General features: G+C 57.4%; 21 protein-coding genes. 10 read left to right on the top strand and 11 right to left on the bottom strand.

Going from position 1 to position 21035, the window contains the following annotated elements; all coding sequences use genetic code 11:
- The 3 genes from V6765_RS23695 to proX form a co-directional block, all read left to right on the top strand.
- Window positions 1-535, top strand: a 535-nt coding sequence (locus V6765_RS23695; RefSeq protein ID WP_448433065.1) for an IS66 family transposase, incomplete at its 5' end; no start/stop codon positions are given.
- Window positions 490-1146 carry a plasmid pRiA4b ORF-3 family protein gene (locus V6765_RS23690; protein ID WP_448433064.1) on the top strand — a complete coding sequence of 219 codons (657 nt, stop codon included), beginning with the start codon at window positions 490-492 and terminating at the stop codon, window positions 1144-1146. The genes V6765_RS23695 and V6765_RS23690, both read left to right, overlap by 46 nt.
- Window positions 1147-1723: 577 nt before the next feature.
- Window positions 1724-2803, top strand: coding sequence for a glycine betaine/L-proline ABC transporter substrate-binding protein ProX (gene proX, locus V6765_RS23685; protein WP_448433063.1), 1080 nt, complete (start codon window positions 1724-1726; stop codon window positions 2801-2803).
- Between the two features lie 733 nt (window positions 2804-3536).
- Here the strand turns inward: proX and V6765_RS23680 are convergent.
- From V6765_RS23680 to V6765_RS23630, 11 genes are all read right to left on the bottom strand, one after another.
- Window positions 3537-3713, bottom strand: a complete 177-nt coding sequence (locus V6765_RS23680) for a CopG family ribbon-helix-helix protein (RefSeq protein ID WP_157624608.1) — start codon at window positions 3711-3713, stop codon at window positions 3537-3539.
- A gap of 13 nt (window positions 3714-3726) precedes the next feature.
- Window positions 3727-5946 carry a DotA/TraY family protein gene (locus V6765_RS23675; RefSeq protein ID WP_448433062.1) on the bottom strand — a complete coding sequence of 740 codons (2220 nt, stop codon included), beginning with the start codon at window positions 5944-5946 and terminating at the stop codon, window positions 3727-3729.
- A 3-nt stretch (window positions 5947-5949) separates the two neighbouring features.
- Window positions 5950-6399: a hypothetical protein gene (locus tag V6765_RS23670; protein ID WP_448433061.1), complete on the bottom strand. Its 450-nt coding sequence runs from the start codon at window positions 6397-6399 to the stop codon at window positions 5950-5952.
- Between the two features lie 65 nt (window positions 6400-6464).
- Window positions 6465-7574, bottom strand: a complete 1110-nt coding sequence (locus V6765_RS23665) for a hypothetical protein (RefSeq protein ID WP_448433060.1) — start codon at window positions 7572-7574, stop codon at window positions 6465-6467.
- Window positions 7574-8167, bottom strand: coding sequence for a hypothetical protein (locus V6765_RS23660; protein ID WP_183488790.1), 594 nt, complete (start codon window positions 8165-8167; stop codon window positions 7574-7576). Before V6765_RS23660 ends, V6765_RS23665 begins: the two co-directional genes overlap by 1 nt.
- Entirely contained in the window at window positions 8164-8883 is a 720-nt protein-coding gene (locus tag V6765_RS23655) for a hypothetical protein (RefSeq protein ID WP_448433059.1), read from the bottom strand. Before V6765_RS23655 ends, V6765_RS23660 begins: the two co-directional genes overlap by 4 nt.
- On the bottom strand, window positions 8880-9716 hold the full coding sequence (locus V6765_RS23650; RefSeq protein WP_448433058.1) for a hypothetical protein: 837 nt from the start codon (window positions 9714-9716) through the stop codon (window positions 8880-8882). The genes V6765_RS23655 and V6765_RS23650 overlap by 4 nt, the downstream gene beginning before the upstream one ends.
- Entirely contained in the window at window positions 9713-12739 is a 3027-nt protein-coding gene (locus V6765_RS23645; protein ID WP_448433057.1) for a hypothetical protein, read from the bottom strand. Before V6765_RS23645 ends, V6765_RS23650 begins: the two co-directional genes overlap by 4 nt.
- Window position 12740: 1 nt before the next feature.
- Entirely contained in the window at window positions 12741-13115 is a 375-nt protein-coding gene (locus V6765_RS23640) for a hypothetical protein (protein WP_230721845.1), read from the bottom strand.
- Between the two features lie 14 nt (window positions 13116-13129).
- On the bottom strand, window positions 13130-13672 hold the full coding sequence (locus V6765_RS23635) for a hypothetical protein (RefSeq protein WP_448433056.1): 543 nt from the start codon (window positions 13670-13672) through the stop codon (window positions 13130-13132).
- Window positions 13673-13680: 8 nt separating this feature from the next.
- A complete protein-coding gene (locus tag V6765_RS23630; protein WP_448433055.1) occupies window positions 13681-14163 on the bottom strand; it encodes a hypothetical protein in 483 nt (160 codons plus the stop codon).
- Window positions 14164-14306: 143 nt separating this feature from the next.
- Between V6765_RS23630 and V6765_RS23625 the strand changes: the two genes are divergently transcribed.
- The 7 genes from V6765_RS23625 to V6765_RS23595 all read left to right on the top strand — a co-directional run bounded on the left by V6765_RS23625 (window position 14307) and on the right by V6765_RS23595 (window position 20926).
- A complete protein-coding gene (locus tag V6765_RS23625) occupies window positions 14307-15437 on the top strand; it encodes a hypothetical protein (RefSeq protein ID WP_448433054.1) in 1131 nt (376 codons plus the stop codon).
- 3 nt (window positions 15438-15440) lie between these two features.
- Window positions 15441-16082, top strand: coding sequence for a type IVB secretion system apparatus protein IcmL/DotI (locus V6765_RS23620; RefSeq protein WP_448433053.1), 642 nt, complete (start codon window positions 15441-15443; stop codon window positions 16080-16082).
- Between the two features lie 41 nt (window positions 16083-16123).
- A complete protein-coding gene (locus V6765_RS23615; protein WP_448433052.1) occupies window positions 16124-17101 on the top strand; it encodes a DotH/IcmK family type IV secretion protein in 978 nt (325 codons plus the stop codon).
- The gene (locus tag V6765_RS23610) at window positions 17098-18390 is read left to right on the top strand and encodes a DotG/IcmE/VirB10 family protein (RefSeq protein WP_448433051.1); all 1293 of its coding nucleotides are present in this window, start codon (window positions 17098-17100) and stop codon (window positions 18388-18390) included. The genes V6765_RS23615 and V6765_RS23610 overlap by 4 nt, the downstream gene beginning before the upstream one ends.
- The gene (icmT, locus tag V6765_RS23605) at window positions 18390-18710 is read left to right on the top strand and encodes an IcmT/TraK family protein (protein WP_448433050.1); all 321 of its coding nucleotides are present in this window, start codon (window positions 18390-18392) and stop codon (window positions 18708-18710) included. The genes V6765_RS23610 and icmT overlap by 1 nt, the downstream gene beginning before the upstream one ends.
- Window positions 18711-19095: 385 nt before the next feature.
- Complete coding sequence (repC, locus tag V6765_RS23600) at window positions 19096-20388, top strand: plasmid replication protein RepC (RefSeq protein ID WP_448433049.1); 1293 nt, start codon at window positions 19096-19098, stop codon at window positions 20386-20388.
- A 25-nt stretch (window positions 20389-20413) separates the two neighbouring features.
- On the top strand, window positions 20414-20926 hold the full coding sequence (locus tag V6765_RS23595) for a thermonuclease family protein (RefSeq protein WP_448433048.1): 513 nt from the start codon (window positions 20414-20416) through the stop codon (window positions 20924-20926).
- Window positions 20927-21035 lie beyond the last annotated feature (109 nt).

The following is a 21035-nucleotide window of genomic DNA, read 5'->3' as shown; positions in this document are numbered from 1 at the left end:
CAAAGCCGCGCCGATCTCGCCTATTGCGCTGGACGCCGTCAAACGGATCGATCGCCTGTTCGACATCGAACGGGAGATCAACGGTCTTGCCGCCGACCAACGCCTGGAGCGCCGCCACCAAGACAGCCAACCAATCGTCGAAGAACTGCATGGTTGGCTCCAAGCCGAGCGGGCAAAGCTGTCGCGCAGTTCTCCGGTCGCCGAGGCAATCGACTACATGCTCAAGCGCTGGGTTGGCTTCACGTCCTTCCTCGACGACGGCCGGATCTGTCTCACGAACAACGCTGCCGAGCGCGCGCTCAGAGGCTTCGCACTCGGCAGGAAGTCGTGGCTCTTCGCCGGATCGGATCGCGGTGCTGATCGCGCCGCGTTCATGGTGACACTCATCATGAGCGCCAAGCTCAATGACATCGACCCGCAGGCCTGGCTCGCCGACGTTCTCGCTAACATTGCCGAAACGCCGATCAGCAGGCTGGAGCAATTGCTTCCGTGGAACTGGATCTCGGCACGGTCACCCTTGGCATTGGCATCATGACATCCAACGAACGCATCGCCCGGCTCCACATCAAACTCGATCATATCGAGCCAACCATATGGCGCAGGGTCGAGGTCCCGATCACCATCAGCCTGAAGGGGCTGCACGACGTCATCCAGGCCGTCATGCTGTTTGAGGATTATCACCTCTTCGAGTTCCATGCCGGCGGCAAGCGTTATGCCGTTCCTGATCCCGAATGGGACATGGGTCGCGAGACCTATGCCGCCCGCAACGTCAGGATTGGCGCTCTGGTGGATCGCGGCATCACCACCTTCAACTATACCTATGACTTCGGCGACGACTGGCGGCATTCAATCACTGTCGAGGCCGTCATGGACGCCGATCCGGCAGTCGAATATCCGCGCTTCATCGACGGCGACCGGCGTGCGCCGCCCGAAGATGTCGGAGGCTTGCCCGGCTTCCAGGACTTCCTCAACGCGATGGCAAAGCCGCGATATCCGCAACATCGCGAAGTCGTGGAATGGTATGGCAGCCGCTTTGAGCCGGACGATATTGGCGTCGATACAATCAATCAGAGGATAGCGAAACTCGCCCGCCGCCGAACCCTCGGAAAAGCTGGCTTCGCAAAAAGCCAGAACAGCCGCCACTGAAGGGAAACCGGGCCCATCCGCGGCCCATGCCGGATGCTTACTGCAAGAATGCGAAATTCCTCTTGCGCCATAAGTGTATGGCTACGACTGAGCGGGGGCCGGTATGGCAGGTTTCGGCGAGCAGTTTCGGATCGCTCTCGTTATAGCGGTGGTCAACCATGCCGCACTCAAGACGCCTAGGATCAAGGACTGTTTCATGCGCTGCACCCAGTCCCATAATCCTTGAGCGCACCCAGACAGTGACGGACGGTGCATCCCATAGCGATTTCAAATATCGCTTTGGCGGTAAGCCGAAAAATAACGTTTGACAGGAGGTTCGCTTTTCAAACAAGCGGCATTCCGCGCATTGACCGGTTCAATCAAAGGTAGTCGGAAAAGTCGCGTCCCTCCCAAAAAAAACCGGCCAACGCTCTGTTTTGGCGCGAACTTTGATTTTTTAGGGGGTGTCTTCAAAAATTCAATCGGCAACCTAAGGGTAAGTTACGGCTGTTGAAACACGCTTGATTGCTGTCGTAAAACGCTCTCGTTTCTTCAAGATGCTCAAAGTCGTTCCTCACACTTCGAAGGTGGGCACATCTTGACGTTAAATGCAAAAAATAGGAGAAAGCCTTTGACTTCTTTCAAATGCAGCAGTGCCATTGCCGGTGGCGTACTTGCCTTCGCAAGCTTCGTTATCGCACCGCAATCGGCTATGGCCTATGACGAGACGCCCGGCGAAGGCGTCAGCGTCACTATTGCCCAGGCCGATGACGACACTGGCTGGATCATCACCGAAGTCTACAGTCAGCTTTTGGCCGAACTCGGCTACGATATGCAGAAGCCACTGAACAGTAATGTTCCGGTTTCCTATCAGGCCGTATCGCAGGGAAGCGCCGATTTTTATTATGATGGCTGGCTGCCGCTTCACAATGTCTACCTGGAACAGTCAGGCTTCAACGCAAAGCCCGTTGGCTATGTCGTCAAGCAGGGTGCGCTGCAGGGCTATCTGGTGGACAAGGCATCCGCGGAAAAATACGACATCAAGACGCTTGACGATTTCAAGCGTGACGACGTCAAGGAAGCCTTCGACCGCAATGGCGACGGCAAGGCCGATCTGGTTGCCTGCCCGCCCGGCTGGGGCTGCGAACTGACAATCCAGCATCAGCTCGATGCTTTCGATCTACGCGATCATATCAACCCAATCAAGGCCGGCTATTCCGCTTCGATGGCCGATGCCATTGCGGCGCATTCCAATGACGAGCCAATCCTGTTCTACACTTGGACGCCGAATTGGACCGTGGGCGAGCTGAAGCCGGGCGAAGATGTGGTATGGATCGAAACGCCAAGCGTTGCACTCCCAGAAGACCAGGAAGGCCTGAAAGATTCGGCGACCGTTGAAGGCCTGAAGGGCTGCGTAGCGGATCCGTGCCGCCTTGGTTGGCCGGTTAACGATATCCGCATCGTCGCCAATAATGACTTCATCGCCGACAACCCGGTGGCCGCCACGCTGATCGAGGAGGCCTCGCTGCCGATAGAATTTATCTATAGGCAGAATGCCGCAATGAGAAATGGCGCCAACTCACCTGAGGACTTGCATAAGCAGGCGGCTGACTGGATTGCCGCAAATCGTGACACGGTTGACGGCTGGCTCGATGCTGCCCGTTCGGCTGCCCAGTAAAGCCGCGAGCTAGAGCGTTTCAGCCTTTCACGGAACCGCAGAAACACTCTATCTCTTTGTTTTACGCAATTTCGGACGGTGAACCGGTGTCCACTTCACCTGGAATTTCTCTAAGGCCCGTAGTGGTTTTCGTGGCGGGGCCGTCATGATCCAGTTAGGGCGCGGGATTATCGACATCGCGCGCCCTTTCTGCTTTTCGGCAAAAGTCTGTCAGGGGGCGGCACCATCCTAGCCTTCATGATCTTCGCTTCTAAAAGCCAGAGAATAGCTCGATAGTTGTGGATTTCAGGATTGCCGAACTATTTCGCCGCTTCCGTGGCCGACTTTTGCACCGCCGTTCTCATTTCACCTTGAATACAAGGTCAGTAGTCAAAAAGGCCATTCAAATCAATAACCGCTTCGGCCGCTAAACAGACCTTATGAGATCTGCAGCCCACGTGAGCTTCCCGCCCGATCAGGATCTTGCTGTGGAGCGCAGCCAGTGGCTGCTTTGGTGAAATTCACCTTTGACCCTGACCGGCGACAACGGGGGCGCTTATCCGCCATTCTTCTCCTAGCTTTTCAGTGTCCAGTAGTCGTCGACCGATAGCATATGCAATCGGAAAGCTCAGGGATTGACGCGGCGGCGCAGCCGGCACTCCTGATATGCGCCTAGCATGATCAGATCAGTCGCTGAAAACTAGAAATGCCCGGCTGATCTCGTCGGCCGTTCTCAAAGGTCGCGTGACCACTGTCAGCTTTGATTTGGCGTTTGAGCCGGAACTGGCGTCGAGCGCCTTTCGACAAATTCTGCAACGGCTTGACGCATTAGTGCGTGTGGGGTGCTGTCCAATCGATTGGCCAAGGCGTTCAGTCTCTCGCGCGTATCGACATCCAACCGAACTGAAACGGGCGAGTTGGTGCCAACCATTTCCTGTCCTTTCTTACTCATTTGTTTTAGGGGTCTTACTTGCAATTCTTCTATTAAAGCCGCCGCCTGCAGAACTCGTCAGGCTACCCATTGAGCCGGCGGTTCCACCGGCGGCAACATTGGCACGCATGGCTGCATGCGTGTCGAGATCGCTGACGGCATCCGGTTCGATCAGTCGAAACACCTTGCCAGGAAATTCGGCGATCAAGGCAAAAGAGCGTTCCAGCATGACGACATATGCGAAGAGCATAAACACCATGATGGCCAAAATGCCGATGAACCAGGTGATTTGCGTGTAGCTGTCACCAGACAGAGCCTGAGCTGCGGTGATGGCGTAATAAAAGCCCCCGTTAAGAAGCGTTCCGCCAATCCGGAAAATGATCATGCCCACGAGAAGACCGAAGAGCATGAGCACCGGTGTTGCCGTCAGCGCCAGCAACATGACGTATCCGCGTCTGGCCTGCCGACCGCCTAAACCTTCGCCTTCCATCGACAAGTGAGCGATCGCCCACAGCGGTGCGGCGAAGATCATCTCAACCACCAACAGGAAGAAGGCCGTCACGCCGATGACCCATATGACAGTTGGGATCATTGGCAGCACAAACGCCATGAAGTAGCCGGCAACCGAGATCCCGCTCAAAACCCAGCCGAGGAAGCCGGCGAACGCGATCACGGATTGTCCAAGAAAAGGCACCGCTGCCAGTACCGCGAGCGAAATCATGATGACGCCGCTATAGAACGCCAGCTGATTGCCAACGGCGATCAGGCCCACCATCGGGTCGCCGTCATTGGCAGCCGGGTTCAGAAAGTCGAAGGCTTCGTACATATTGCCGGCAGAGACCATATAGGATGTCATGTCGGCGGTTGAATCGGCAAAGGCTGCGCGCTCGTTGGTAAAGGCGCGTACATCGCTTCGGGCGACGCTCTCGTTCCACCATTCGACGACACCATTGTAGGTGCCGGCGAAACTCTCAAGGAATTTCGTGGCGTCTCCCTGGGCCGAACCGAACAGATACCAGTTGGCGTCGTCATACTGCGAGGCAATCGACTCTCCGACCCGACCTTTCGGATTGGCTGTCGCTCCAATCGCTCCGCCGGGTGTTGTCTGCGGAATTCCTCCCGCGATGGCCGAAGCGTCGGCGGTAAAGCGGCTGATCAGCTGATAGTAGTAGCCCGCCTGCAGCCATCCGCCATCCTTCAGACTGGCAGACAGGTCGATGTTCTGCTCCTTGTCGCCGATGCCGTTGATGTTGATCGTTTCTGTTTCGGATGCCGCGGATTGCACATCCTTTTGCAGCTTGTCGGTTGCGATATAGTCCTTGAGGATGTTGGCATGAAGTTCGCGCCATTCCGCAAGGTCATCTGCAAGGCCCCTATATTCGGGCAAAGGTTGCCGTTGAGAAACGGCCAGGGTGACCGAATCCGCCATCGGCGCATAATTGTTGGTGATCTGATTGACTGCATCACGCATGGCTTTTGCATAGTCAGCGTAGGTTTTGTCCGACGACGCAGCGATCCTTTGGAAACCCTTGGTTTCGGAAGGAAGCGTGATCGTGCCGCACGCACCCCGATAGTTGGGCATGTCATAGGAGAGCGCCAAGCTGCCGCTGGCCGTTGTACGCCAGTTTTTGGTAATGCCGGCAATGTCGCCACCACCCTTTGCAGCTTCAGCGTTGTAGACAGCCCGGCACATCTCCATGCGCCAAACAGCCTGAATGAACTGACCGTCTTTTTGCGACATGTCCGTGCCAACGATCGGCATGTGGTCGTTGAACACCAGATCCACGCTCTTCTGCCAAAAGTAGGATGCCGTACCCGTTCCAAACTGCACCAGATAGGCGGCTGCATGCTGAACGCCATTGTACCCTGTTGCAGGGATCGGAATAAGCAGCGCTGCTGCGACCAGTGTGCGGATCGGCGCCCACAGCGATGAGTGGCGTCGGCCGAGGACTTCGCCGTGGTGCGCCGATTCCATCGTCCCGATGATAATGTTGTAGGCCAACAAGATCGCACCAAGGGCGAAGAAGAGGATATTGAAGTCCGAGATGAGCACCGAGATCAGGGTTTTGTCGTTCGGTCCGGGAAAGAGCGGACCAAAAATTGTGTTCAAATAGGTGTTCGTCCGCTCGTCGCCGCCGCCGGACAGAATGTCCACGACATTGATCTCCTGTGCGAACGCGCCGGAACTGGTAAAGATGAAGGCCAGGGGCAGACCTTTGATAAATCGCCGCAAGGTTCAATCCTTCCTGATTATCTGCATGTCGTAAGGAAGACGGTGCTGGAGATAGTCGGCAAAGGGGCCGAAACGGCCCTGTCGGATTTGCCAGTAGGCAAAGTCAGCTTTCATGGCCTTGGCCGCCAACAAAAGTGCCAAAACGATGAGTGCTATGAGCGTGAAAATGCTGAAAATGCCGAAGGCAAACAGGGCCGGGATCGCTGCGAGACTAAGAAACGCGATGATCGTGTAGACCGTTCGTTCCCGCAGCCAGGCACGGGCGTCATCCTCGATTTCCTTTTGGCTCATACCGGATGTCTGAGCCTTGAAACGGGCGATGCCGCCATCGTCGTCCGTCTTGAAGAACTTGTCACGCGAATAGCGCTTCGGTCGCATCGTGCTGGCGATAATATCCCATGCCGCCATGCCGGCCGAAAACCCGGACGTGACAATGAAGGCAAGCTGGTGCATGCCGCCGCGTCGGGCAAGCCAGCCAGTCTTGTGCGGATCATCCTGTCGGTTCCGCCGTCTTTTCATCAGTCGTTCACCGGGATCACGGTTGTCCTGCTGTCGCGATCGTCAAGCTGAAGAGCGAGCAGTGCAGACAGAGCGGCCGCCTGTCGCCGTTCGAGACCGAAACGTTCCCAGGAGACGTAGAGCTGCAGGGCATTGGTCAGAAGGTTCTCGCGTTCAACGGCTTCCGGCGACATCTTCGCAACCGCCTGATGCCATTCCGGATTCGGGAAGCGACTTTCAACGAAAATATCCAAAGCCTGAAGCTTCGAAACCTTGTCTCCAATCTCATAGGGGTAGTTGGTCGGCGCGGCCTTTTTGGCCCATTCGGCGAGCTCGCTGCTGCCGGTCGGCGCACTCAGATCGCCAAGGTAGGAAAGAATGGCGTGAGAGGCTGAACGACGTGTCGCGTCGACCTGGCGCGCCGCCATCTGCGCCTTGCCGGCCGGTGTTTTCGCTTCGCCTTCCGTAATTGGCTTTGCCGGGATCGGGTCAACCATGTTGTTGACCATGCGTGCATATGCCTGAGCGACCTTACCTTCGGACGTGTCCAATGTCTGCGCATCGGTCAAGAAACGAATGTCAGACGTCGGATCTTTGAACCCGCCAACATCTTCCAGCTCGTCCCGGTCTTTGATAATCGCATTGGCGATCGCAAGCCCACCTTGGGACACTGCCTGTCCCTCAGCACCGTTGCCACGCGAACGATTGCGCGAAAGGTTGGAGACATCCGTCCCGCCGACGCCGTAGGATGCAGTCCCGCCGCCGAATTGCATCAGCCCGGAAAGGTCGAAGCAGGCCGAGGCTGCCGGATCGTAGCGACCGCCCTCTGCCTTGCCGCGGGCCTCCTGACGCGCCCGCAGCGTGTTATTCAACTGTGCTGCGTCCTCGATGCGCTTTTGCGCCTCGACGGATCGATCGGAATAGGCACTCAGCTGTGCGACCCCTTTCAGGATCGTGTCCTCAATCTGCTGACCGACATCCGTCGTATGGGCGTTGACGTCCTTGATTGTCTTGTTGCTGTATTGGGCAACGATATTGCGCACGCCACCGCAGGAACATGCCGCTTCAGCCGTCTGCGCCAGTCCGACACTCGCAACCGAAACCAACAAGCCATAAATCAGGTGTTTCATCACTGTCCTCCGGTGCCATAGAGCTTCTGATAGGTGTCGCGCAGCAGCGAATTCTCGCCAGCGTCTCTCACGCCCGCGTCGCCGCCATAGTCGCCGCCCTGTGACAAACCCATTTTGACGGACCCGAAGTCGAGTACGTCACTGGAACCGCCGGTAAAGCTGTCTACCGAGATGCCGTCGAAGGACGGCAGCTGAAGCGCCGACGTCAGGGGCTCCGTGGCCTTGTCCCAGGCTTCTTGTGCAAAGGAGCAGATCTGTTGCTCTGCATTGGACAAGGCAGAATCGAACAGGCCCTGCACGTCAGGAACCTGAATGGCGATATCCAGATCCAGATTCATGAGATTGTCCAGGCAACCAAGGCCATCAACGGGCTTTGGTTGTTGAAGCGCCGCTTCTTTTCGAGCCACCTCAGTGTCGATTCCTGCGCGGATTGCGTCGGTCAAACTGACTTTGACTGTGTCAGTACATGCGCCGCTTTGGCCGCCGAGCATGGAATCGAATAGCTGTTCGATCTGGTCGGTTCCCTCTGCGGCATGGGTCAATCCCGCGTGCAGCATCAGGGCAGGTGCAAAAAACAATACAAGCTTCTTCATAGCGTTTTCTTTTCTCCCTGATATGGCGGTACTTCCTGGATAAGGACGGGTCGTTTTGATCCAAAGCCGGGGAAGTCGCTGGTCGCGCCATACATTCCGCCGACGGAATAGGTGTTTGTGTAGCCGAAGCCGTCGTATGAATTGCCGTTGATGGATGCCATCCGCTTCAGAATGAGATTCTGTAGCTCTGCATAGGATGACAGGTTATTGGCCTCGAGATAGCTCTCGGGTAGCGCGTTGGGATCAAAACCGCTTGCGACCCAATCATTCAGGGCGCCGGAGCCAAGAAAATGCGCCGCGTCCAAAAGGCTTTCCTGCGTGATCTGCACGCCATTGACTGTCTGACCGACAAGCCCGCGTATTTGGGAACTCATCGAGTTCCAGTTGCTGATGGTCAGCTCGTTGACGGCACGCTCTTGCAGCGCCTTGCCGGCTTCGGAATACCGTAGATCGTCGAGCGATGAGACGCCGGCAGCGCGGGCCTTGTCGGTGAAGGTGTAGTTTGACCAGTCGCCACCAGATCCCTGGGTGTATCCGAGCGTGGCCCACGTGCCGGCCGTGATCTGGTACTTGCCGAGCGCGGTGCCCTTCTTATTGATGATCGAGTAGCTGTCGCCGCCCTCGAGCCCCTTGAGAGCATCCAGATATCCGGCATGTGCCGCTACAGATGCCAGGCCGAGCGAAAAAGCGGATAAGCACAAGATAAGCTGTTTCATAGCGGCTTCTCCCGACCAGCCTCCAGGACAGGCATAAGCCCGATTGTCTTGACCCGTTCACCACTGCCGACGCTGTAAACGCCGACGCCGTCATCGATCGACAATTCGATCAGGCGGTAGCCTTCCTCGTCGCGATTTGGCTCCAGAGCGAAATCTTCGGCATAGGTCCGGAAGTTGGCGATCGCCTTATTATCGGCGTCGAGGACAATCAGTGGGCAAGGACCATTGCCGCAATAGTAAAGGGAACGTGCTGTAATGACGGTCTCGTCGCCGCTCTTCAGGTTCACGTCAAATGCGAGAAACTCGGGCGGTTCGATGCCCTCCGGAGGGGCCGACCGAGCATTCAGGACGCCATAGGCTGCGCGCTTCTCATCTTCCGTGGCAACACGGGACTCGAAAACGTCGCCAAGCACCTGGGGTGAGTATGATGTGCTGAACCACTTCCAGACCCGGCCGTCTTCAGCATGGATGGAACGAATGCCATCCAATCCCACTTCGCCAATGCCAACCGCATCACCGAGACCACGCCAGACTTCAAGCCACATCGCGTCCGGCTCGCTGTAATAAAGAGCGACAACACCGCAATTGGGATCGCATTTGCGGTTGTCGCCGAGACGCACGACCATCTGGTCGTAGCTATCGGTTGGCTCTTCGAGCCAGACGCGCTCGGCCTCAACCATGCGATAAAAGCGCCCATACATTTTGCGAGCAACCTGTGTCGCATCCGAATCCACGTCATTAAAGGTGATGTATTTGGTCGCTACATCCGTATCTTGCGCGACAGCTGCCGATGACGACAACAGAAGCGCCAGCGCTACGTTTCGAAAACTCATGCTACTGCCTCCTTCACAATTTGATCTGCAAGGTCGCGGATGACATCGCCTCTCTTGCCCTCGTCAACGGCAACACCCCGATCTTCCAGCTCACCGAGCCGGCGTTCGATCGTTGCCTTTGCAGATCCGTCGGGAAACCGGGCGGCCAGAATGGCGCGCGCGCGCTTCGAACCGAGGCGGTCATAGAGCATTGAACGCAAGGCCGTGTCCTCGGATGTCGTTGAAAGCGCCCATAGCTCGATCGGGCCGAGCTCATTGATCAGATATTGGGTGTAAACACCGCTCTTAAGCGTCAGATAAGCCATGACCGGAGCGCCCTCGCCTGGGACGGGGCCATGCAGTGTACGCAGGATTGATCGAGCAGAGGCCGAAAGATTGTAGGTTTCGGAGACCTCTGAGATCGCGCTTTCTGTCGGTACATTGCAGAACCAGATATTGGTGACAAGCTTCTGAATGGCCTCATCGAAGTCATCCATCAGCTGCGATGCCAAGGCAATCTGGACACCCGCCTTACGGCATACCCGAACGTCATTGATAACCTGCTGGCGAATACCGAGACCACCGGTCATATGGTACTCGTCAAAGCACAGTCGCTTGTGCATCTGACGGTTATTTTTCCAACGGCGCAGATGATAGTCGATGTAAACTTGTGGCGCCTTGAGGCCTCGCAATTCGTCTTCATCCAACCAGAAGTCAGAGGTTACGGCATGGTGGGCCAGCATATACATGATAGCCGTATGTCGTTTCGCTTGCGGCCCGACCGTTGCGGTCACGTCCGACAGATCAAAGGCTATGATGCGCGCGCCGGAGACATCGAAGCGCGTCGGGCGAGCGAGAATGGGGAAATCCTTGGTCGCGGAGCTGACCATGCGCTGAAATGCTTTAAGCACGGGCTCCTGAGTGCGCGTCACCATTTCTCTGAACGGTTCTCGCACTGTCTCGGAATTCGACACCAGGATGAGATCTGACAGCGTCGGAACGGCAAAACGCTGCGCCAGCGCCGCTTCATGTCGTCGACCCTTTTCCATCAGAACATCGGTCACCTCCCACCAGGTCGAGGACTGGTCTGCGACATAGCCGATCTCGCCGAGAGCGGCGTCGACCTCATAGCTTTCCGATGGGACGTATTTCTTCGGCTCCCGGTCATCCGAAAACCGCTCATAAGCTTCGTTGATGCAGCTTGCCGCCAGCGCGGAAATGCCGTCATAGGCCGATTCAGCCCCGTCCGGCGTGCATAGCAAGGTCACAAGATTGACGAGGTATCCGCGCTCGTGAGCCAGAGGAAACCGCAATGCGAGTTGTGTGTCGAACGGATTGACCGAATACTGTGCTTCCATCCGAAGCCGGTGATAGACGACCTCGTGACGCCGGTTCGCCGGCAGGCTGTCACGCAGTAGCGAAATCAATCCGGCCGAGGACGGGCCGACATCGATTATCGAAATGCGTGGCAACAATCCGCTACCATCATCGGACTGGCCACTTTGTGGCGACAGCGCCACACCAAGGTTCATCGAGTTCAGCAGGACTGATTTGCCCGAGCCCGGCGTTCCGACGATAACGTCGACCCATGAAGTTTGCTTGGATGATCCCGGCTGATAGGGCCACAGCTTTCCGTCCGAAGTTCTGAACAGCACGGCACCATGATCCCAGCATTTCGCCGGGCGCGAAATCGGGCTCATCGCCAGCGCGTGTGACAGGCTCGCCGCCATGGGCGGCGCGGTCGACGCGCAGTTCATCGCGAGCGCCGACGACATGACGTTCTCGACGGGATCGCCAATCAGCGCATCGGTTTGCGCTGATCCCCAGCGCTCGACCGCGCGCCGTAGATTGGCAACCTGTCTCATGAGCACGTCCTTGTGGGTTTTCGGAGCCCAGGCCGCAAAGGAGACACGGAAGCGAACGGCCGTATCGTCGATGCCGTCGGCTTCGCGCAACGCATCGAACGCCTGTACGATACGCCGGTTGCGCGACGGCGCGGTCCAGGTGAACAGCCGTGCATATTGTTCTTTGAAGATCTGCCCCTGATAGCCGCCTGCTTCGGTCAGCATCGAGGTGCGCCAGGAAATCCTGTCTTTGCTGTCGAGAACCCGCCGCACAAGATCGTTGAACGAAACAACGATTTCAGGCGGCAAGGACAAATCAAATCCCGAGAAGACGCTGTTGCCGATCTCAACCGTCGACTGATCGACGATCGTCGCGCTTTCGGTCAGCAACTGGCGAGAAAGCGCCGGCCAGGTAAGATTGGAAATATCGCCCTTCTTCAGTTCGGCATTCGTGGACGGCATCTTCTTCCGCATCATGTCCCCTGGCAGAACAGGAGACCAACTTGGTGATGCGTGCAGAAACTCGGGGTAGAGAACGCCTCTTGCGGCTGTGATGGCCGTACGCGCATCCAAGCGCTCCATTTCGATGCCGACCAGCGCAAATTCGCGCAAAAGCGCATCCGAGACCGACCTGTGACGTGTTCTGAGTGCTTCCAGAGCAGCATCGGGCCATTGCGATTGTCGCATCGAGGGCGCGCCTGAGAGGTTTTTCCTCCTCGCCGCCTGCCCCACCTTGATCTCGTTCTTTGTCAGGTTGGAGGGGCGTGACCACACCGCCAGATAGGAGCGTTCCCCGGTTAGCTTTCGCGGCAAGATCCTGCGGCGCTCGTCGATCAGGTCTTCGACGTCAAGTCCGCTGTCATGAGCAACACGGCCGATTGAGCTTAATGCCATGTCGATTTCAGATGCGCCGAGATGCGGCGAATGGCCGAACCAGAATTGCAGGGCGCATCCGGGAGAGGCAAAATAGGGTGTGATCGTGCGTCGCAGCTGTTCGACAGTCTGCGACACTTCCGTTTCTCCGGCCAGCGAGCGGAACCCTTCGAGCGCAAAGACACTCACCAGCGACCCGTCGTCGGCAACAAGAGTATCGTTGTCCTCCGCGGTCACCAGACGGCAATAGCCATCCAGCGACTTGCGGAAGACCGAGCGGCTCAAGGCCGCTGCGATGTAGTCGAGGGTTTCGCCGAAACGTGCCATGTCAGTTGATGCTTCTCAGCGTTCCATCAATAGTCGACGTATCCGCACCCGAGCCGAGGAAACTCGTGACCCCAACACCGGCCCAAGCCGGCAAGCCGATCAACAGGGCGCCAGCGAGAAACCAGATGAGCATGGACATCGGGGAGTGCTGCTGATGCGGATTCCTGGAGTTCGACACGAGTTTCACAATGCCGATGATGATGCACAAAAGGCCGCCAAAGAAGGCGATTGAGCCGAGAAGGTCAGCCCATGGGCCAAGCGTGGTCGTCGAAAAATTGCTGGCAAGATCGCCCAGCGATTGTTGCGCCATGACAGGCCCTAGCGTGGCCAGATAAAAGCCGGAAAATGTCAGCAGGCCGGTGCACTTTCTCTGCATTTGGTCTCTCCTTTTTATTTGACCAGAAGTTTTTCAAGCATCTGCAGGACGACGACGATGTTGATCGCCAATGTCCCTGCGACGAGATGGACAATCCCGCGTCCCGTATCTCCGATTTGTCCGCCATTGCCGGCACGGGCGAGCAGGAATAGACCCCGCACAAATCCGAGAAGGCCGATAAATTGAGCGAAACGAACGAGAGCAATAACCGCTCTCTGGCTCATTTCGGCCGACAGCGGCTTGGTGATCTCCGGCGCGTAGCTGAATACCTGTTCAGCCGATACGCTTTCGGGTTGCAGGAAGAAGCTCATCAGGAATGCCCCGATGACCGTCGACAGCGAAATCAGAAGTGAGCCGACGAAGAACAGAACCAGCGGACCGGTGTATGAGCCAGACGCCGCGCCCCCAATACTACGGAGCTCGTGGGCTGAGGCCATGCCGGCGATCGAGCGCGCCACGAAAACAAGACCCCCCAAAAAGCAGGTGCCTGCGACCAACGCCTGCAAGGGGGCAATGATCGCGACACCGCGCTCCAGAAGCTGGACAAAACTATCCATAGCCCGCCCTATTCCGCACTATCCCCGTCCGGGGCCGGCATGGCGACGACCGGATGGGTTACAATCTCGTGCTGCACGCCAACGCCGCCATTTGCGGCCTGAAAGCCAAGAGGCCCGCTGGTGCCCTGGAGCGTGACCAGTTCGTTCAGGATGAACTCGTCCTGTTTCTTCAGCTCATTCACGTGACCGATAATGCGCTCAAGGACGCCGTTCCTGGCGGTCAGAGTGTTCAGTTGCTGCACCAGGTCAGCTTGCGCGGTTTTAAGCCGTTGTACCTCTGAATGTAGCTCTGAGACCTGCGCCGATGTTGCGTCGGAGACCCGGCTTGATTTGACCGCCTCTGGTTGACGCATAAACAGGTAGAGGTTGACCGCCGATATGGCCACAGCGACCACGAGCGCGAAAGCAACAGGCGATTTAGAGCTATTTTTCAACAAACTAAGGTTGCGTCGATACGATTCGTGTTCGTATAACTCAATTTGCTTTGTCACGAGAGCCCCCGATGAGGTCTTATTTTTCCCCGAAATCACCCGTCTTCCAAGGGGACTTCACAGCTCCAATGTCTTGATGTACTACAGGCTCACGTCATTAAATGCAACATTGACAGGAACAAATTAGCATCGGGGCCTCCTTAATGTTCAAACGCAAGTCGGCGGTTTCTCCGTCCGTCCTTTTCCCCGCCGCCTTACTCGGCCTGTGGCCACTCGGGGCAATCGCCGAAAACGTCACTGAGGCCGACATCGATCTGCCCTGGCAGACCACCTTTGTCGGTTGCAGCACATCAGCAGCACCTTTCATCGAAAACCAGCTCAACCTTTACGGCGCGCGCCCGTTGATGAAGGTCGGTGGTATGCAGGCATGGGCTTTGCCGCAGGGTGACGGCACGGAGAAATTTGCGCTGACAACAGAGGACGGACTGACGATCTTCGGCTCGGTCGTCGGGCCGCAAGGCGAGGACATTTCCGGCGCGTTGCTATCGACCAAGCCGAATGCCGTCTCACTCAAAACCGCCATCGCCCCCTCTCCTTCACGGCCCCCTTCACCGAAGGTCGCCAAAGAGAAACCCGTTGCATCGAACCCCGACGCTCTCGAACCCCCTAAGCGGTTGACCGAGGCAGTTCCTGCGGAAACTGACGAGGCGCCGTCTTCGAATGTGGCTGAACCGGGCGAGGATGCTACGCCGGCCGCTTCAGCCGCCCAGGTTGAGGCAAGCAAACCGCCCAGGATGGCGTCGGTCGGTTCTCAAAATACACCAGACATTCCGACCGCCCAATCTTTGGATGAGCTGGTGCAGCAGGCCCATGATTTCAGCGCGTGGTTCCCGGTTGGCAATCCAAAGCCCGATGCACCGACCTTTTTTCTGCTTGCCGATCCAACGTGCCCGCATTGTGCATGGTCGATCGATTCAATGAAGCCGCTCATTCAGAACGGCGATATCGACCTTCGCATCATACTCGCACCGATCCTCTCCGAGACTGCTTTCAATATCTCCGCCGCCATCCTCCAGTCGGATGATGTCGGCACGGTTTTCCTGAAAAATGAGTATGCCGCGACTTCGAGCGTTGGTGGCCAAAAGGTTGCGGCAATCGCTTCCGACAGGATCGACGATCAAACGGCGGATATTCTTCGCAGAAACGTGTTGTGGATGCGCCAGAACGGGATCAAGGGCGTTCCCTTTTTCATTTACAAGACATCCGAGGGCGGACAGTTCGCTTTTGGCAACCTCACCCAACAAGCGCTCGATACGGCGCTCACGATGGAGTGAGACATGAGCGAACAATCCTACGGCGCGCTCGAAACCGTCATGAAGCGCACACAGACATATCGGACAGCTTTCCGGGTGATGTGCGTGATCAGCGGTGCGCTTCTGGTCACAACCGTCGTTTCGGTGAGCGCTGCGGCATATCTTGCCACCCATAAGCCCGAGCCCCGCTATTTTGCGACAACAACCAACGGCCAAATCTTGCCATTGGTGGCGTTGGATAAACCGCACCTCAATGCAAACGAAGTCGCCGACTTCGCCACCCAGGCCGTTACCGCAGCGCTGACCTACTCCTTCACCAATTATCGCGCCGACCTCACAGCCGTGCAGAAGTATTTCACGCAGCCCGCCGGATGGAACTCGTTCATCGACGCTCTCGACAAGAGCGGTCAGCTCGAAATGGTGAAGGAGCGCAGGCTGAATACCACGGCGGTTGTTCAAGACGCAGTGATCCTTTCACAGGGGCCAAACGCTCGTGGCGTCTATCAGTGGGTCGTGCAGATTCCGCTCCGCATCACCTATGAATCCGCGAGTGAAGTATCGGGGCAGGATCTTCTTGTGACAGTTACCATCAATCGGATGGAAACCTATCAGACCCCTGAAGCCGTCGCGATCAACCGCTTTATCGCAGCGCGTGGAGGCGCCTAATGACAATGCGTACTTCAGGCGCCCTTCTATGCGTTCTACTAGTGACCACGACACCCGCTCGCGCGCAGGACGCGCCGAGCGGACTTGCCCAGGCGGCTGCACAAGGCACGCAGCGCGCCGAACAGATTAATCAGCAGCAAGCCGACCAGCAACAATACGAGCGGCCCGACCGCGAGTTTCCTGTCATTGGGTCTGACCACCTACTCGAGTCGCTGGATGAGTTGGATCGCCCGCTTTCGCCGGAAGAAATCACGGCTTACGGAGCTGCGGTTCAATCTCAAATGCCGATGACCCCCGAGTTGATCCGCGACTACAAGCGGCGAGTGAATGAAAGCCAGAAAGCCGCAGCTCAACCCGCGGCTGGATTTCGGCCGAAGGCGATCTCTGATCAGGTTCAGGTTTCGCTTGAGGCATCCGCACAAACCACCGCCATCAAAACCTCACCCGGAACGATCACCAACCTCGCCTTCTTTGACCGCACCGGAAAGGCTTGGCCCATTGCCAGCTATGGCGTCGGTCGCCCCAATGCGTTTCAGGTCTATGCCATGCAGGAGGGGAGCAATCAGCTCATGATCACGCCTCTTCTTCCGCATGCCTTTACAAACCTGACCGTTTCTCTGGTCGGTGAGGACCGGCCATTGATCATCGACGTCGAAACAAACGAAAAGGTCACCCAATATCGGCGCGACTATCAGGTCGACGGTCTTGGCCCGAACGCGCATGTTTCCACGGCCGTAAGTGCTCCGCCGAGCCGCGCCTCCAACCAGATCATGATGGCGTTTGTCCAAGGTGCTGGCATTCCACAAAACGCCACGAGGCTTTCCACGGACGAACCGTCCGTATCGGCGTGGCGATACGGAAAGGATCTCTACATCCGCACGACCAGCACGCTGCTTTCACCATCCTGGACTGAAAGCCTGACCGGTCCTGGCTCGGTTCACGCCTACAAGCTCAAACCTACGCCCGTGGCACTGATCTCGTCCGATGGCTCTGTCAAGAAAGTGAGAATTTTCCAATGACCGATTCAGAAAACCGATCTGACGAGAACCATAACAACCCCGATACCAGCGAAACGCACCAGGCCGCGCCGGAAGTCGAGACTGAATCGCCCATGAACGATGAACGGCGTTCCACGATTGATCGGAGCGCGCAGCGCAACAATCGCATTGTTTATGGCGGTATTCTGGTGATCGCGGTCGGTCTTGGTTTCGTCTTATGGCAAAGCTATTCGTCTTCGCCCGTCCCATCGTCGAGCGTTGCGCGCCCACCGAATGTCGAGAGTACGCCCGGCGGCGAGCAACAAGGACGGTCAGAGCGCTACCAGACTACGCTCGATCAGTCGAACGAGATTGGTGCCAAGACTGCTTTCGAAAACGACGAAAGCTTCATCGCGACACCTGACGAAGCCATGCGGTCGATCGATACGATTGGGCAGAAGAAAGATCCGCCGCCGGTCAAACGGCCGGTCGCGCCCGCCAATGTCATTGAGCGCCGCGACCAGCCTGTTGAGTACCGAACCGCCGATCGGCGGCAGCCCCCCAAACCGCAGACTGACTATCGACGCATCGATCAGCTTGCGAGCGCCATGAGCGCGCAACAGCAAGGATTGCTTCAGTCCTGGCAGCCTGTGGCCTCACAGGCAACAGTTGTCGTCGAGCAGGACCTTTATACGCCGCCTGAACAGCTCACGGCCAGTAATGGACAGGGCGGTGGCAGTGGTTCCGTCCAGACATCCGGATCTTCGTCGGTTCAAACCTATGCGGTCGCCGGCGACACGGTCATGGCGCGTATCCAGAACGCTTCCGATTCCGATACGCCCGGACCGGTGATCGCCGAGATCATCAATGGCCCCCTTGATGGCACCCGCGCCATTGGCGCTTTTGAGGTGAACAAGACGCAGAGCGCGCTTGTCATTCAGTTCGATCGGATCGTGATGCCCGATGGCGCAAACTACGACACCAGCGCCTATGCGATCGATGCGCAGCAGTCGACCATCGCCGTGAAAACAGACATCGACCGTCGTTATTTTCAGCGCTACGGCGGTAAACTGGCGGCCGCGTTCATTTCCGGTCTGGGCGGCTCTCTGTCTCAACCGCAACAGCAATATGTTGGCATTTCCGACAATATTGGCTCCATCATCACCAACAAGCCGGCGGTGAACGAAAGCATCTATGCCGGCGTCGCCGCAGCTGGCGACGCCATTTCCAGTGACCTCAACAACAACGCGCCGAGCGGACCCCTGGTCAAGGTTCGGGCCGGTCAAATGATCGGCATCCTGTTCCTCGAAAATGTCGGGGTGGCGAACTGATGGCGGAAAGCAGCTTCAATATCTACGGCGCGCCGGTTTACTGGCGGGAAACAGTGCGAACACCGCGCCTGCTTATCTTCGATGCTCGCCTGATATTCTTCTTCCTGCTTTTGACATTGCACCTGCGGTTATGGACCTTCATCGCTCTGGTCCTCGCGTGCTGCGGGTTCTGGCTCATCGAGCGCTATGGATACGCTTTCCCGAATGCACTGAGGGCCATTCGCAGTCTTGTTGCTGGCCGCCAACGTCCCGCCCTGCCCGGCTACAGATACCGGTCAATGATCGACTATGGCTTTGAGACGCGTGAGGTTCAGGGATGAGCATAGCACGAGCAAACACAGCCGAAGCTCCCGTCTGCGCATGTATGCTCTCGGAAGGAATTGCCGGCGGCAGCGCAATTTGCGCTGTGGGTGGCGACTATAGCTTGATCAACGCGAGACAGAACCAGTTGGCGGATGCCGCTGAATCTACTTGGGCTTCGGTGAAGTCAAACTCAGCGCGACAAAAAGGAGAGACAATTTGAGGTAGCCCCAGAACGACAAAGCCCCGCGCGGCTGCAACCGGCGGGGGCTTAGCGCTAAAAATAGCCAAGACGTTGATAGGCTCTTTTTAGCATTCACCCGACATCGCAGGCAAGAGGAAAAACGCAGTTTCTGCGCACGATACCCCTTTGCCTGCTTCCTGCTCGAAAGCAAGGAAAACGGAATGTTAAAATCATCGACCGGGTGGCGCAAACAGACACCCGAGCGTGCCTATTTTTCCGATCTCGCGGCCAAGGCCCCGATCGGAGACCATAGCCGCGCTGAAATCAGGCGGCTCCTGAACCGCATACGTCCCGTTCTGAAAACGAACACCACGCAGATGCTGCTTCTCAATATCCTGTTCGACGCCACCTATGATCAGGACTGGAAAGACGGATCTCGGCCGATCGTTTGGCTGTCCAACGAGGCCATGGCCCGCCACCTCAATATCAGCGTCAACGCGACACGCGCCGCGCTACGGTCACTGACCGACATGGGCATCATCTCGCATCACGACAGCGCCAATTGCCGGCGATCCGGCCAGCGCGATCGTTCCGGCCGCATCGTTCACGCCCACGGCATCAGCCTCGCCTTGCTCGAAGGGCGGTTTGATGAGCTGACAGCGAAAGCCGACAGGTACGACCTGGACAATCAGCGCCGCCGTGTTCTGCGCAACGACATTACGTCACTGCGCCGCGATATCATGGCAACGCTCGAAATCGCCAAGGAGACGGTCAAGCCGACCCGTTGGCATTCGATTGCCCAGCGCTTCGACCAGCTCCGGGCCCTTCTTGGAAAGATCGGCCGCGCCAGCGTCGACCATCTGGAGCGGATACACCGCGATTTCGAACGCCTCTGGACGGTGCTCAATGCCCTCGTCATGAGTGACTTGGACAAGAAAACTGACACCAAGGCGTCATCTGACGGGCACCTATTAGAACATACAACCCAACCTGAAACTGTATCTTGTAATGAAGAACGGAGTTGCGCTAACGCGCAACACTCTGGTTTTCAAGCTGACAGCGCCTTCAGCGCTGAAAAGATGGCTCTTGAAAATGAGCCTCGGCAGGTTGAGGGGCATGAGCAACCCGGAGAATCGGTGAAATCCGGACGGCGGATAGATCTTCGAACCGTGTTGGCCGCATGCCCGATCATTTCCGAGCTTTCCGCCGAACCGCCGCGAAGCTGGCGCGAGCTGGACGCATACGCCGCGGAACTTTGCCCCATGCTCGGCGTCTCGGCTCACGCCTGGGCAGAAATGCGACAAGTCGCAGGGCAAGGGCTCGCTGCGCTCGCCCTTGTCATCACCGCCCAAAAACAGGCCGACGGCGAGGTCAGTTCGCCGGGAGGCTATTTGCGGGGAATGGCCCGGAAAGCCGCCGAGGGGGAATTGCATCTCGAGAAGTCCTTGCACGGGCTGCTCGCTCGAAAATTGGCCGCGCGGCCGGGTCAAAGCTGCCAAGAGCTGTTCCAATAGTGGGTTAGGAGGCTGAAATTCCAACATGAAACGCATGAGATCCAAGTTTTTGCTCGGTATTGCCGGGGCCATAGCGATCATTGCCGCTGTTCCGGAGGCCAGCAGCTTCGTTCAATCGATCGGCGTCCCGAAATCGGTCCTTCGCGAGATCGGCCGGCAGGCCGAAAAATACGGCCGGCAAACGACGATCGAGACCAGCGCCGGGGAAATCAGCGTTTACGACGGGGACACCATCACAATCGGCAGTCAGAGAATGCGTTTGCTCGACATAGACACGCCCGAGATTTCCAAGCCGCGGTGCAGCTATGAGGAAAAGATGGGGTATGAGGCACGCGACAGGTTGCGGGAGCTGATCGGTCAGGCCGGAACCGTCGAAATTATAGACAGCGGGACAACCGACAAATACGGCCGGAATCTGATCCATGTCGAGGTCGACGGCAGGGACGCTGGGCAAATTCTCGTCAGAGAGGGGCTTGCGTTGCGATATCGGGGCGGATCGGCCGCCTGGAACGAGAGAAGGCGGCATTGGTGTGGGTGATTTCGGGGCCGCCCCTTCGGGAACGCGCTCTACGCCGGAGGCACGAAGCCAGCCAAAGGCCGTCTTCGCCCATTCGGGTAACGATCGCTCGTCCGTTGCTCCTCGATAG

This window comes from Martelella sp. FOR1707, assembly GCF_053484265.1.
Note: the sequence above shows the minus strand (reverse complement) of the source record. Positions and strands in the feature narration are given on the sequence as shown.